Here is a 12,805-nt window from a genome sequence, read left to right as displayed (position 1 = left end):
ACCCGCCATGACGACAGGAGCACCGATGCGCATCCGTACCGCGGGTGTGGTCGCCCTCTTCGCCCTGGCGCTCGCCGCCTCGGGCTGCGGTGGCGACAGCGACGAGCCGGCCGCGAAGGACACCCCCAAAGCCGCCGGCGGCAAACTGGTGATCTGGGCGGACGACAAGCGGACCGCCGCCCTCAAGCCGTTCGCCGAGAAGTTCGGCCAGGAGAACGGCGTCAGCGTCGAGGTCCAGGCCGTCAGCAAGGACCTCCAGACCAACTTCGTCACCGCGTCCCAGCAGGGCAGCGGCCCGGACGTGGTGGTCGGCGCACACGACTGGATCGGCAACCTGGTGCAGAACGGCGCCATCGACCCGGTGCAGCTCGCCGCCGAGCAGAAGAGCGCCTTCAACCCGACCGCCATCAAGGCGGTCACCTTCAACGGTCAGCTCTACGGCGTGCCGTACGCGCAGGAGAACCTGGCGCTGATCCGCAACACCGAGCTGGCCCCGGAGGCGCCGAAGACCATCGAGGACCTGGTCGCCAACGGCCGGGCGCTCAAGGCGTCGAAGAAGGCCACCGAGACGCTCTGCCTCCAGGTCGGCCAGAACGGCGACGCGTACCACATCTACCCGCTCTACACCTCGGCCGGCGGTTACCTCTTCGGGACCGGGGCCAACGGCGACTACGACCCGAAGGACCTGGGCGTCGGCAAGCCCGAGTCGGTCGAAGCCTTCAAGAAGATCGGCGCGCTCGGCGAGAAGGGCGCGGGTGTGCTCAAGCGCTCCATCGCGGACACCAACTCGATCGCCACCTTCACCGGCAAGAAGTGTGCATACCTGGTCTCCGGACCGTGGGCCGTGGCCGACGTCAAGAAGGCCAACATCAAGTACGACATCTCGGCGATCCCCGGCTTCGCCGGTGGCAAGGAAGCCCAGCCGTTCGTGGGCGTACAGGCGTTCTACGTCGCCGCCAAGGGCAAGAACAAGGCGCTGGCCCAGGAGTTCGTGGCCAACTACACCACCACGCCCGAGCTGGCCGTCGCGCTGTACAACGCCGAGCCCCGGCCGCCGGCGCTGACCGCCGCCCTCGACCAGGTCAAGGGCACCGACCCGGACCTGGCCAAGTTCCAGGAGGCGGGCAGGAACGGGCAGGTGCTCCCGGCCATCCCGGCGATGGCCGCGATCTGGGACCCGTTCGGCAAGGCCGAGGCCGCCGTCATCGGTGGGGCCGACCCGACCAGCACCATCACCGCCGCCGGCAAGACCATCTCCGGCCAGATCAAGTAATGAGTACGCCGCTGTCCGGCCCGGGGTCTGCCACGCAGGCCCCGGGCCGGGAGCCCGACGGCTCCCACCCCGCGCGCTCCCGTCCGTCGCGTACCCGCGACGACGCACCGATCACCCTGACCGGGCTCGCCGGCAAGGTGCTCCTGCTCGGCCTGACCGCCGGTGTCGCGGTCTGGGCGGCGTTCCCGCTCGTCGCCGCCGGAATGTGGGCCGGCCTGGCACTGCTGGCGGCGTCCACCGCCGGACTGTTCTACCTGTACCTCACCCGTCGGCACATCCCGGCCAAGTACCTGGTCCCGGGAACCCTGTTCCTGATCGCCTTCCAGGTCTTCCCGGTGCTCTACACCGCCAGCACCGCCTTCACCAACTTCGGCGACGGGCACCGGGGCAGCAAGGACGACGCGATCGTCGCCATCGCGTCCTCGTCGGTCACCCAGGTACCCGGGTCCGCCGAGTACGCCCTGTCCATCGCCACCAAGGGCGACCCGGCCACCGGCGCGCTGGTCTTCCTGGTCACCGATCCGGGCACCGGCACGGTCTCCGTCGGCGACACCGACGGGCTGCGCCGACTCGACCCCGCCGACGTCACAGTCGCCACCGGTGGCCGGGTCACCGCCGCCGACGGGTACACCGTGCTGACCGTCGGCCAGGCCAGCTCCCGCAGCAAGGAGATCACCGACCTGGTGGTGCCCACCCCGGGCGGCGCGGTGCGCTCCAGCGGCCTGTCCCGGGCGTACGAGGGCAAGGCGGTGCGGGCGTACGAGGCCGGCTGCGACTGTGTCCGGGATGCCGAAACCGGGCGGACCTGGACCGCCGACGACGAGGCGGGCGCCTTTGTCGCCGCCGACGGTGAGCGGTTGGCCCAGGGCTGGAAGGTCAACGTCGGGCTGACCAACTTCACCCGGGTGCTCACCGACGAGAACATCTCCGGCCCGTTCCTGGGCAGTCTCATCTGGAACTTCGCCTTCGCCATCGGCTCCACCGGCGGAACGTTCCTGCTCGGCATGCTGATCGCCCTGGTCCTGCACTCGCCCCGGATGCGCGGCACCAACCTGTACCGGGTGGTGCTCGTCCTGCCGTACGCCATGCCGTCGTTCGCGATGCTGCTGGCCTGGCGGGACATGTTCAACGCCGACTTCGGACTGATCAACAACCTGTTCGGGGTGAATGTGGACTGGTTCGGGCAGGCGTGGACCGCCCGCTTCGCGGTCATCCTGGTGCAGCTCTGGCTCGGCTACCCGTACATGTTCCTGGTCGCCACCGGCGCGTTGCAGGCCATCCCGCGCGAGCTGACCGAGGCGACCGCGGTCGACGGGGCCTCGCCCTGGCAGTCCTTCCGGGCGGTCACCCTGCCGCTGCTGCTGGTCGCGCTCTCGCCGCTGCTGATCTCGTCGTTCGCGTTCAACTTCAACAACTTCAACGCGATCTACCTGACCACCGAGGGTGCGCCCTTCCCGGCCGACAACCCGGCCAACGGCGCCACCGACCTGCTCATCACGTACACCTATCGGCTGGCCTTCGGCGGGCAGGGCGCGCAGTTCGGCTTCGCCGCCGCGATCTCGCTGTTCATCTTCGCCATCGTCGCGGTGGTCTCCGCGATCAGCTTCCGGCGGACCCGCAAACAGGAAGAGGTGTACGCGTGAGCGCGAGGAGTGAGCTCGCGAGCCCCGTCCGCGGCAACCTCAACCGGACCGGTCGGCGGCGTAACCGCTGGTTCGCCCAGGTCGGCTGGCGGCATCTGGTGGCCCTGCTCGGCGTGCTGTTCAGCCTGTTCCCGATCGTGTTCGTGCTCTCCGCCGCGCTCAACCCGCTCGGCACGTTGTCCACCACCGAGTTGGTGCCGACCGGCGGGGTGTCCCTCAGCAACTTCGGTGGGCTGTTCGAGCGGACCGCCTTCGGGCGGTGGTTCCTCAACTCGCTGCTGATCGCCGGGTTGGCGTCGTTCGCGTCGGTGTTCCTCTCGGCGCTCGCCGCGTACGCCTTCTCCCGGATGCGGTTCCGCGGACGCCGGGTGGGGCTGCTCTCGCTGCTCCTGATCCAGATGTTTCCGCAGTTCCTGGCGATCGTGGCGATCTACCTCATCTTCGGCACGATCACCGACCTGTGGCCGTCGATCGGCTTCAACACGCCCTGGGGCCTCCTTCTGCTCTACCTGGGTGGCGCGCTCGGCGTGAACACCTGGTTGATGAAGGGTTTCTTCGACACGCTGCCGCGGGAGTTGGACGAGTCGGCGACCATGGACGGTGCCTCCCACGCCCAGGTCTTCTTCCGGATCATGCTGCCGTTGGTGGCGCCGATCCTGGCGGTCGCCGGGCTGTTGGCCTTCATCGGCACCATCAACGAGTTCCTGATGGCCAACGTCTTCCTCACCAGTACCGACTCCAAGACCCTGGCGGTGGGGATGTACGGCCTGTTGGAGGGCAACGAGCGCAACAACAACTTCGGCATCTTCGCGGCCGGCACCCTGCTGACCGCGATCCCGACGGTGCTGGTCTTCCAGTTCCTCCAGCGTTACATCGTCTCCGGGCTGACCTCGGGCGCCGTCAAGGGCTGAGACCGGGGTGCGGCCGGTCTCCGGTGGCGCGAGGTAGGGTGCTTCGGCAGCGCGCCGACGCCGCTCAGCGAGAGCGGGTCAGCGAACGTGTGGCGGGCCTGCTTCACTAGCCGCTGGTGGCCCGCCGCCCTTCATCCGCCGTCCGGTGCTGTTCCCGGGGAGACTTTCGTGCAACTGTCGATCTTGATGCCGGTCTACAACGAAGCGGAACGCGTCGCGGAGGCCCTGAAGCAGGCCCTCGCCGTGCAGTACCCGTGTGAGATCGAGATCGTGGTGGTCGACGACGGCAGTACGGACGAGACCGCCGAGATCCTCGGTCGAATGGATGACGCGCGGCTGCGGGTCGTGACGCACCCCCGCAACGCGGGCAAGGGCGCGGCGATCAAGACGGCCGTGGACAACGCCCGGGGCGAGTACATGGTGATCCTGGACGCCGACCTGGAGTACGACCCACAGGACATTCCGAAGCTGTTGGCGCCGGTGCTGGAGGGGAACGCGACTGTCGTCTACGGCAACCGCACCTTCGGCAGCCACAGTGCCTACAGCTTCTGGTACGTGGTCGGAAACCGGGGAGTCACCACGGCGGCGAACGTTTTGTTCAACTCCTACATCGGCGACCTGGAGACCTGCTTCAAACTGATGCCGGTGGAGCTGTACCGATCGCTGGACATCCGGTCCCGCGGGTTCGGCATGGAGGCCGAGGTGACGGGCAAACTGCTGCGTCGGCGGATCCGCCCCTACGACGTGCCGATCGCCTACCGGGCGCGGGGCCGTGCCGAGGGCAAGAAGATCACCTGGCGGGACGGGGTGGAGGCCTTGTGGATCCTGGGCCGGGAACGGGCCCGACGTCGTCCCGGCGTCGTTCCCGCCAAGACGCTCGCTGACCGATGACGACCACGAGGCGCCCGGACCAGACCACCATCGTCCGGATCGTCGTGGCCCTCGTCGGGGTGGGCTGCCTGCTCCTGACCGTGCAGGGAGCCGTGCGGGCGACCGGCCGCGGCATCGCCCTGATGAGTGACCGGGAACACGACCTCCCGGCCACCCAGCACCAGGTGGACCTGGAGACGCTCTGGCGCCAGTTCGTCGAGCAGGTGCCGCCTGGCAGCCGGATCTCGCTCACTCCGGCCCGTGCCAACAAGGACCTGTGGCACCAGCGGTTGAGTGAGCTCGCCGCGCTGCGCGGGTGTGTGGTCGTCCAGGGGACGCCGCGGGACTACTCGGTGGGCGTCGCCGCGGTGCAGCGGAAGCGACCGACCAGCGCCGGCGTGCGGCTGGTCGTCCGGAAGGTCGACTGACGACATGGATGTCACCCCGATCCTCGCCGTACTCGCCCTCCTCGTCGCCGGTTTTCCGCTGGCCTTCGCGATCCTGCGCAGTCCCTTCCTCGCCCTGCTCCTCGCGCCCCTGGTGGCGGCGCTGCTGAGCACGGTCGCGGTGCTCCTGATGCTGGTCGTCGGCGGTCCGCTGCAGCTCTGGATCGCCCTGGTGCTGGCCGCCGGAGTGGGCTGCGCCTGGTGGCTGTTGCGCCGCCCCGGCGAGCCGGTGCCGTACGGAGGGTGGCCGCACGCGCTGCTGATCGCGCTGCCACTGCTCCCGCCGTGCTTCATGATCTTCGAACCGGCCTACCAGTGGGACGCGCACTCCATCTGGTGGCTGCACGCCGGCTACTTCGCCAACGGGAGCGAGTACGCGCGGGCGACGATCGGCAGCCCCGCCTTCGTCTTCTCGCACACCGACTACCCGCCCTTCGCCTCCGCGCCGATCGCTGCCGTGTGGAGCGTCGTCGAGCCGGACTTCCGTACCGCCCAGCTCGTTGGCGCGCTGGTCACAGTCTCCGCGATCGCGATGCTGGTCTACCTGGTCCGGCGGACGCTGGGTCGGGTGTCCGCGCGGGTGGCCTGGGCGCTGGCCATCGCGGTGGGCCTGGCCACCTGGTCGAACGTCGAGTACGCGGTGACCGGCGGGCTCGCCGACGCGCTCTGGTCCGCCGCCTTCGCCGGCGCGGTGGTGGCCCTGCTGCTCGGTGCGGATCCGCTGCGCCGGCCCCTGTTGCCGCTGTTGCTGCTGACCGTCGCGGCGCTCAGCAAGAACGAGGGGCTGATCGCCGTCGTGGGCCTCGCCCTGCTGGTCACCGTGCGGGCCCGCGCCGACCTGCGGCGAGCCGCGCTGGTCTGGCTGCCGGTGCTGGCCGGGGGCGCCTGGGCGGTGTTGGCCCGCCTGCTGGACGCCCAGTCGGACATCACCGAAGGCGCCTCAGGTGACCGGACTGCGCCGGTGGAGCGGTTCCAGCTCACCATCGCGGCGTTGTGGGACGTGGTCGGTCTGTTGCTGGTGGGTGCCGCGGTGGTGGCGCTGCTCGGCACCCTGTTCCTGCGCGGGCGACGCCGTGCGACCGGGCTGGCCGCGGACGGCTGGCTGTGGGCGGCCAACGGCTACTACCTGGCTGTCCTGATCGGGACCTACCTGTCCGGTCCGAACGACATCGAGTGGTGGTTGGCGACCTCGGTGCAACGGGTGACGCTGCCGGTGACGCTCCTGTCGGCGGTGAGCCTCGCCGGGTGGGTTGCCGTCGCGTTCGGCGGTGACAGTCGGGCGGAGTCGCGACCGGTGCTCGACCAGCCGCACGAGCCGGCCCTGTCGCGCGCCGCCCCGACAGCGACCGGTTGATCGACTGATCCGCGTCCGTCGGCGGTTCCCACTACTACGAGCCGTCGTTCATAGGGAAGTATGGCGAACGTGGAAGCTCTCAGACTCATCCTCCTCTACGTCCATCTGATCGGGTTCGCCCTGCTGCTCGGTGGCTCGATCGCCCAGTACGCCAGCGGCCGGCTGCGGATCAACCCGGCCATGCTGTGGGGCTCGGTGATCCAGGTGCTGACCGGGCTGGGCCTGTCCGCGCCCCTGCGCGACGGCGACGAGCCGGCACCGGCAAAACTTGTGACAAAGTTGGTGATCGGGCTGCTGATCTTCGTCATGGTCTTCTTCTCCCGGAAGCGGGACGTGGTCAACCGTGGTCATTTCCTCGCGATCGTCGGTCTGACCCTGGTCAACGCGGCGGTCGCGGTCTTTTGGCGGTAACGTCCGAGGAGGGAAAACGCCTCCAGAAATCGGACGTTGCGGACGCCACGGCGCTCGGTTACCAGTACGAAGAGTGACGTGCCCCACGCAAGGGTTACACCCGGGTAACAGGCGCTCAACAGTCGTGCACGATTGTCGGCCGGTGGGTGGGCGCGGGCGTACGCTCCCGTCCGTAACGTGGGACAGCCGGCGGCATACCGCAGGTCGGCTGATGGGCTGCCACCGCACTAGGCGCGGTGTGCAATGGGAAGGAGACGTCTTGCGCTCGGTGCGTGGGATGCGGATCGCCTCGATCTTCGCGGTGGGTGGGCTCGCGCTCACCGCCGCCGCTTGTGGCGAGGCCCCCAAGGATGACAACAACGCCGGCAGTGGCGCCAAGAAGTTCAGCGCCTGCATGGTGACCGACGTCGGCGGCATCGACGACAAGTCGTTCAACACCTCGGCCTGGAAGGGTCTGCAGGAGGCCAAGGCCGCCAACGACAACATCGACATCAAGTTCGTCGCGTCGAAGGCGGAGGCCGACTACGAGCCGAACCTGACGCAGTACGTCAACCAGAAGTGCAACTTCATCCTGGCGGTCGGTGGCCTGATGGCCAACGCCACCAAGAAGATCGCGGCTGCGAACCCGAACCAGGAGTTCGGCATCGTCGACTCCAACCCGGGTCTGGACAACATCTACCCGATGCAGTTCGACACCGCCCAGGCCGCGTTCCAGGCCGGTTACCTGGCGGCCGGGATGAGCAAGAGCGGCAAGGTGGGCACCTACGGTGGTCTGCCGATCCCGCCGGTCACCATCTTCATGGACGGCTTCGTCGACGGTGTGAAGTACTACAACACCACCAAGGGCAAGAACGTCCAGGCGCTGGGTTGGAACAAGGAGACCCAGAAGGGCTCCTTCACCAACGACTTCGCCAAGCAGGACGAGGGCAAGAAGGTCTCCGACGCGCTGGTCGCCCAGGGCGCGGACATCATCATGCCGGTCGCCGGCGGCTCCGGCCTCGGCACCACCGCCGCGGCCAAGGCGTCGGGTGGCAAGTACAGCACCATCTGGGTGGACGTCGACGGCTGCGAGAGCACCCCGGACTGCTCCGCGATCGTGACCACCGTGGTCAAGAACATCCCGGATGCCGTCAAGGAGGCCGTGGTGAAGGCCGCCGCCGGTGACAAGCTGCCGGCCAAGCCGGGCTTCGTCGGCACCCTGGCCAACAACGGTGTCTCGATCGCCCCGTACCACGACTTCGACAGCAAGGTCCCGGCCGAGCTGAAGGCCGAGGTCGACAAGATCAAGGCGGACATCGCCGCCGGCACCATCACCGTCACCTCGGCGGCCCAGCCGACCAAGTGACGACCGGCCGGCCCCTCCGGTGAGATCATCGGTGAGGTCGGCGGGGGACAGGTACGACCGATCGGCCGCTCCGGCTCCGCGGATACCCAGCGGGGTCGGAGCGGCCGATCGCGCACCATGGCGGCCGGTCCGATCCGGCCGGTTCCACGGCAGCTAGGCTGCACCATCGCTCGCACTCCAGGAGGTTGCGCTGAGACTCGAACTGCGCGGCATCACCAAGCGGTTCGGTGATCTGGTCGCCAACGATCACATCGACCTGACGGTGGAGCCTGGAGAGATTCACGCCCTCCTCGGCGAGAACGGCGCGGGCAAGTCGACCCTGATGAACGTGCTCTACGGGCTCTACCAGCCCGACGAGGGCGAGATCCTGGTCGACGGCAAGCCGCTGAAGCTGAAGGGCCCGTCCGACGCGATCGGGGCCGGGATCGGCATGGTGCACCAGCACTTCATGCTGGTGCCGGTCTTCACCGTCGCCGAAAACATCATGCTCGGCGCCGAGCAGGTCCGGGGTGGCATCGCCGGCTTCCTGGACCGGCGTCGGGCCCGACGCGAGGTCACCGAGGTGTCCGAGCGCTACAACCTGCGGGTCGACCCGGACGCGGTGATCGAGGACCTGCCGGTCGGCGTCCAGCAACGAGTCGAGATCGTCAAGGCGCTCACCCGCGACGTCGACCTGCTCATCCTGGACGAGCCGACCGCGGTGCTCACCCCCCAGGAGACCGAGGAGTTGCTGACGGTCATGCGGTCGCTCAAGGCGGCCGGCAAGTCGATCGTCTTCATCACCCACAAGCTCGGCGAGGTCAAGGCCATCGCCGACCGGATCACCGTGATCCGACGCGGAAAGACCGTCGGCACCGCCTCGCCGGAGGCCAGCCGGGACGAGTTGGCGGCCCTGATGGTCGGGCGCAACGTCCGGCTCACCGTGGACAAGTCCCCGGCCACGCCGGGCGAGCCGGTGCTGGAGGTGGCCGGGCTGGTCGTCGACGACGACCGGCAGATCCGCGCGGTCGACGGCATCGACCTGACCGTACGCGCGGGCGAGGTGCTCGGCGTGGCGGGCGTACAGGGCAACGGTCAGACCGAGCTGATCGAGGCGATCATGGGCCTGCGCCCGGTGCTCGCCGGCACGGTCAGCCTGGCCGGCGACCGGATCGACGGCTGGAAGCCCAAGAAGGTGCTCCGGGCGGGCGTCGGCTACGTTCCCGAGGACCGCAGCGTGGACGGCCTGGTCAAGGAGTTCAGCGTCGCGGAGAACCTGGTGCTGGACATCTACGACCGGCCGCCGTTCGGTGCCGGGCTCGCGCTGAAGCCGAACGCGATCGCCGCCTCGGCGAAGGAACGGATCGAGCAGTTCGACGTCCGTACCTCATCGGCCGACGCCGCGGTGGGCACCCTCTCCGGCGGTAACCAGCAGAAGGTGATCGTGGCCCGGGAGCTGTCCCGGCCGCTGAAGCTCCTCATCGCCGCCCAGCCGACCCGTGGCGTCGACGTCGGGTCGATCGAGTTCATCCACAGTCAGATCATCCGCGAACGGGACATCGGCACCGCCGTCATGGTCGTCTCCAGCGAACTCGACGAGGTGATCGGGTTGGCCGACCGGATCGCGGTGATGTACCGCGGCCGGATCATCGGCATCGTCGGCCCGGACACCCCGCGTGAGGAGATCGGTCTGCTGATGGCCGGCATCAGCCCAGACGCGGCCCACGACGCCGTCACGGCACCCGCCGCCGATCAGCCTGACGCGGCACCCGCCGCCGATCAGCCCAGCGTGGCAGACGGGAGCCCGGCGCGCGCCGACGGTTCCGCGAGCGAGGACGAGGCATGACCAACCCCAACCCGCAGTCCGGCTCGCCGGACAAGGAGCCGGTGAGCGAGGCGCAGGCCGCGCAGAACGCGCTCGGCAACACCGAACGGGCCGAGGTGGCGACCGAGCCGGACCGCTCGGCGGCAACGGCGAAGCCGGACCGGGAGCCGGAGGCGAAGCCGAGCCTGGGCCGGTTGTTCCTGGACAACCTCTGGGCTGCCAACACCTTCACGGTGACCCTGCTGTCGCTGGTGCTGGCGATCGTGGTCGGCGCGGTGCTGATGATCATTTCTGATCCCGAGGTGCTCTCCACCTACTCGTACATCACCTCCCGCCCGTCCGACGCGATCAACTCCAGCTGGACGCTCGTCAGCGAGGCGTACGCGAACCTGTTCAAGGGGTCGGTGTTCGACCCCGAGGCGTTCTCCGGTTGGTTGGACGGCGCCAACGGCTGGCAGGCAGTGCTCGCGCCGATCTCGGAGACGCTCACCTACGCGGCACCGCTGGTCTTCACCGGTCTGTCGGTGGCGCTGGCCTTCCGGGGCGGCCTGTTCAACATCGGCGCCCAGGGCCAGGCCACCATCGGCGTGATCATGGCGGCGCTGGCCGGCTTCCTGCTGCCGCTGCCGCCCGGCCTGCACCTGCTGGTGGCGGTGCTGGCCGGCGCGCTGGGTGGAGCGATCTGGGGTTTCATCCCCGGCATCCTCAAGGCCCGTGCCGGCGCGCACGAGGTGATCAACACGATCATGCTCAACTACGTCGCCACGTACTTCCTCACCTGGTTGATCGTGCAGAACGGCGTGCAGGACCCGACCCGTACCGACGCGATCAGCAAGGCGGTGGACAGCTCCGCCCAGCTGCCCCGACTGCTCGGCGACAACCTGCGGGTGCACGCCGGCATCCTGCTCGCCGTGCTGGCCACCTGGGCGGTCGCCTGGCTGCTCAACCGCTCGACGCTCGGCTTCGAGCTGCGCGCGGTCGGCGCCAACCCGGACGCCGCCCGGACCGCCGGCATCAGCGTCACCCGGACGTACATCCTGATCATGGTGTTCGCCGGCATCCTGGCCGGCCTCGGCGGCTCGAACATGGTGCTCGGCTCGACGGCCAGCGCGTTGACCCCGCTGGTGGTCGCGCAGATCGGCTTCGACGGCATCCTGGTGGCGCTGCTGGGGCGGGTGAAGCCCTGGGGGGTGCTGCTCGCCGCGTTGCTGTTCGGGGCGCTGCAGGCCGGTGGTAACCGGATGCAGTCGTACTCCGGGATCTCGCTGGAGCTGGTGACCGTGCTCCAGGCGCTGATCGTCATCTTCATCGCCGCGCCGGCCCTGGTGAAGGCGATCTTCCAGCTCCGGGCCGCACGTGCCGCCCGGTTGCAGACGAGCCTGGCGAAGGGCTGGTAACTCATGTCCACCATGGCTGTCCCCGACATCGCCGTCGCCCCGGTCGACGAGGGCTTCTGGACCCGCAGCCGCAAGGTCGGCCTCACGCTGCTGGGGCTCGGCCTGCTGTCCGCGGTGCTCTTCGGCGCGCTCGCCACCGACCAGCAGGCCCGGTTCACGCTCAGCGACGACGCGGCCGGCGCCGCACTGGAGATCAACGGCACGATCGGGGCGATCCTGTTCGGGATCATCACGATCGCCGCCGGCGCGGCGCTGCTCGCCGGGGTGCCGAAGCGGTGGTTCCTTCCCGTGCTCGGCGTCGGGCTGATCGCCTTCGTGTTGTCGTTCCTCTGCTGGCAGGTCTCCGCCGCGCCGGCCGGGCAGAACTTCATGCCGCTGGTCAACATCATCCGGGGCACGTTCATCCTGGCCCTGCCGCTGATCTTCGGCGCGCTCGCCGGGGTGCTCTGCGAACGCTCCGGCGTCGTCAACGTGGCCATCGAGGGCCAGCTGCTGATGGGCGCGTTCAGCGGGGCTCTCTTCGGCAGCATCTCCGGCAGCGTCTGCGTGGGCCTGGTCGCCGCCGCCATCGGCGGCGCGTTCATCTCGCTGCTGCTGGCCGTCTTCGCCATCCGCTACCTGGTCGACCAGGTCGTCATGGGCATCGTGCTGAACCTGCTGGCCGTCGGCGTCACCGGCTTCCTCTACGAGCGGCTGATGCAGACCGACGCCGAGAAGTACAACAGCGCGCCCCGCTTCAGCAACTGGGAGATCCCGCTGCTGAAGGACATTCCGGTGCTCGGGCCGGCGCTGTTCCGCGGCAACATCTTCCTCTACCTCGGGCTGCTCCTGGTGCTGGTGATCCACATCGGGCTGTTCCGTACCCGGTGGGGGTTGCGGACCCGGTCGGTCGGCGAGCACCCGATCGCCGCCGACACGCTCGGCGTCAAGGTGCTGCGGGTCCGCTACCGCAACGTGCTGCTGGCCGGCGTGGTCGCCGGCATCGGTGGCGCGTCCTACACGCTGGCGCTCTACTCGTTCACCAAGAACATGATCGGCGGTAAGGGCTTCATCGCCCTGGCCGCGCTGATCTTCGGCCGGTGGAACCCGACAGGCGCGCTGCTCGCCGCGCTCTTCTTCGGTTTCGCCGACCAGCTCGCCACCTACCTGGGCGCGATCAGCAGCTCCATCCCCAGCCAGTTCCTGGCCATGCTGCCCTACCTGGCGACCATCCTGGCCGTCGCCGGGCTGGTCGGCCGGGTCCGGGCACCGGCCGCCGACGGCAAGCCGTACATCAAGGGCTGACGCCCGCAGGCGTGCCCGGCGGGACGTCCCGCCGGGCACGACCACAGCGGTCGCCCGCCAAACCCAC

The 12,805-nt window shown here is 69.1% G+C and carries 11 protein-coding genes; all 11 read left to right on the top strand.

The window, feature by feature from the left end; translation table 11 throughout:
• The first annotated feature begins 25 nt into the window (after window positions 1-25).
• The 11 genes from ACFYL6_RS17995 to ACFYL6_RS17945 all read left to right on the top strand — a co-directional run bounded on the left by ACFYL6_RS17995 (window position 26) and on the right by ACFYL6_RS17945 (window position 12,738).
• Entirely contained in the window at window positions 26-1,273 is a 1,248-nt protein-coding gene (locus ACFYL6_RS17995; RefSeq protein WP_387172379.1) for an extracellular solute-binding protein, read from the top strand.
• Window positions 1,273-2,916: an ABC transporter permease subunit gene (locus ACFYL6_RS17990; RefSeq protein ID WP_387172377.1), complete on the top strand. Its 1,644-nt coding sequence runs from the start codon at window positions 1,273-1,275 to the stop codon at window positions 2,914-2,916. The genes ACFYL6_RS17995 and ACFYL6_RS17990 overlap by 1 nt, the downstream gene beginning before the upstream one ends.
• Window positions 2,913-3,827, top strand: coding sequence for a sugar ABC transporter permease (locus ACFYL6_RS17985; protein ID WP_387172376.1), 915 nt, complete (start codon window positions 2,913-2,915; stop codon window positions 3,825-3,827). The genes ACFYL6_RS17990 and ACFYL6_RS17985 overlap by 4 nt, the downstream gene beginning before the upstream one ends.
• Window positions 3,828-3,995: 168 nt before the next feature.
• The gene (locus tag ACFYL6_RS17980; protein ID WP_387172374.1) at window positions 3,996-4,718 is read left to right on the top strand and encodes a glycosyltransferase family 2 protein; all 723 of its coding nucleotides are present in this window, start codon (window positions 3,996-3,998) and stop codon (window positions 4,716-4,718) included.
• Entirely contained in the window at window positions 4,715-5,125 is a 411-nt protein-coding gene (locus ACFYL6_RS17975; protein WP_387172373.1) for a hypothetical protein, read from the top strand. The genes ACFYL6_RS17980 and ACFYL6_RS17975 overlap by 4 nt, the downstream gene beginning before the upstream one ends.
• Window positions 5,126-5,129: 4 nt before the next feature.
• Window positions 5,130-6,497 (top strand): hypothetical protein, encoded by a 1,368-nt coding sequence (locus ACFYL6_RS17970; protein WP_387172372.1) that lies wholly within the window; start codon window positions 5,130-5,132, stop codon window positions 6,495-6,497.
• A gap of 69 nt (window positions 6,498-6,566) precedes the next feature.
• Window positions 6,567-6,908, top strand: a complete 342-nt coding sequence (locus ACFYL6_RS17965; protein ID WP_238662274.1) for a hypothetical protein — start codon at window positions 6,567-6,569, stop codon at window positions 6,906-6,908.
• Window positions 6,909-7,185: 277 nt separating this feature from the next.
• Window positions 7,186-8,253 carry a BMP family protein gene (locus tag ACFYL6_RS17960; protein ID WP_387172673.1) on the top strand — a complete coding sequence of 356 codons (1,068 nt, stop codon included), beginning with the start codon at window positions 7,186-7,188 and terminating at the stop codon, window positions 8,251-8,253.
• A 190-nt stretch (window positions 8,254-8,443) separates the two neighbouring features.
• On the top strand, window positions 8,444-10,078 hold the full coding sequence (locus ACFYL6_RS17955) for an ABC transporter ATP-binding protein (protein WP_387172672.1): 1,635 nt from the start codon (window positions 8,444-8,446) through the stop codon (window positions 10,076-10,078).
• Window positions 10,075-11,454: an ABC transporter permease gene (locus ACFYL6_RS17950; RefSeq protein ID WP_387172370.1), complete on the top strand. Its 1,380-nt coding sequence runs from the start codon at window positions 10,075-10,077 to the stop codon at window positions 11,452-11,454. The genes ACFYL6_RS17955 and ACFYL6_RS17950 overlap by 4 nt, the downstream gene beginning before the upstream one ends.
• Window positions 11,455-11,457: 3 nt before the next feature.
• The gene (locus tag ACFYL6_RS17945; protein ID WP_387172368.1) at window positions 11,458-12,738 is read left to right on the top strand and encodes an ABC transporter permease; all 1,281 of its coding nucleotides are present in this window, start codon (window positions 11,458-11,460) and stop codon (window positions 12,736-12,738) included.
• Window positions 12,739-12,805 lie beyond the last annotated feature (67 nt).

The organism is Micromonospora sp. NPDC007208, from assembly GCF_042869175.1.
Classification (GTDB): Bacteria; Actinomycetota; Actinomycetes; order Mycobacteriales; family Micromonosporaceae; genus Micromonospora; species Micromonospora foliorum.
Note: the sequence above shows the minus strand (reverse complement) of the source record. Positions and strands in the feature narration are given on the sequence as shown.

Excerpts from the sequence above, each read along its gene's own strand:
- ACFYL6_RS17945 (WP_387172368.1), top strand. The coding sequence starts at position 11,458 with ATGTCCACCATGGCTGTCCCCGACATCGCCGTCGCCCCGGTCGACGAG.
- ACFYL6_RS17970 (WP_387172372.1), top strand. The coding sequence starts at position 5,130 with ATGGATGTCACCCCGATCCTCGCCGTACTCGCCCTCCTCGTCGCCGGT.
- ACFYL6_RS17990 (WP_387172377.1), top strand. The coding sequence starts at position 1,273 with ATGAGTACGCCGCTGTCCGGCCCGGGGTCTGCCACGCAGGCCCCGGGC.
- ACFYL6_RS17950 (WP_387172370.1), top strand. The coding sequence starts at position 10,075 with ATGACCAACCCCAACCCGCAGTCCGGCTCGCCGGACAAGGAGCCGGTG.
- ACFYL6_RS17960 (WP_387172673.1), top strand. The coding sequence starts at position 7,186 with ATGCGGATCGCCTCGATCTTCGCGGTGGGTGGGCTCGCGCTCACCGCC.
- ACFYL6_RS17995 (WP_387172379.1), top strand. The coding sequence starts at position 26 with ATGCGCATCCGTACCGCGGGTGTGGTCGCCCTCTTCGCCCTGGCGCTC.
- ACFYL6_RS17975 (WP_387172373.1), top strand. The coding sequence starts at position 4,715 with ATGACGACCACGAGGCGCCCGGACCAGACCACCATCGTCCGGATCGTC.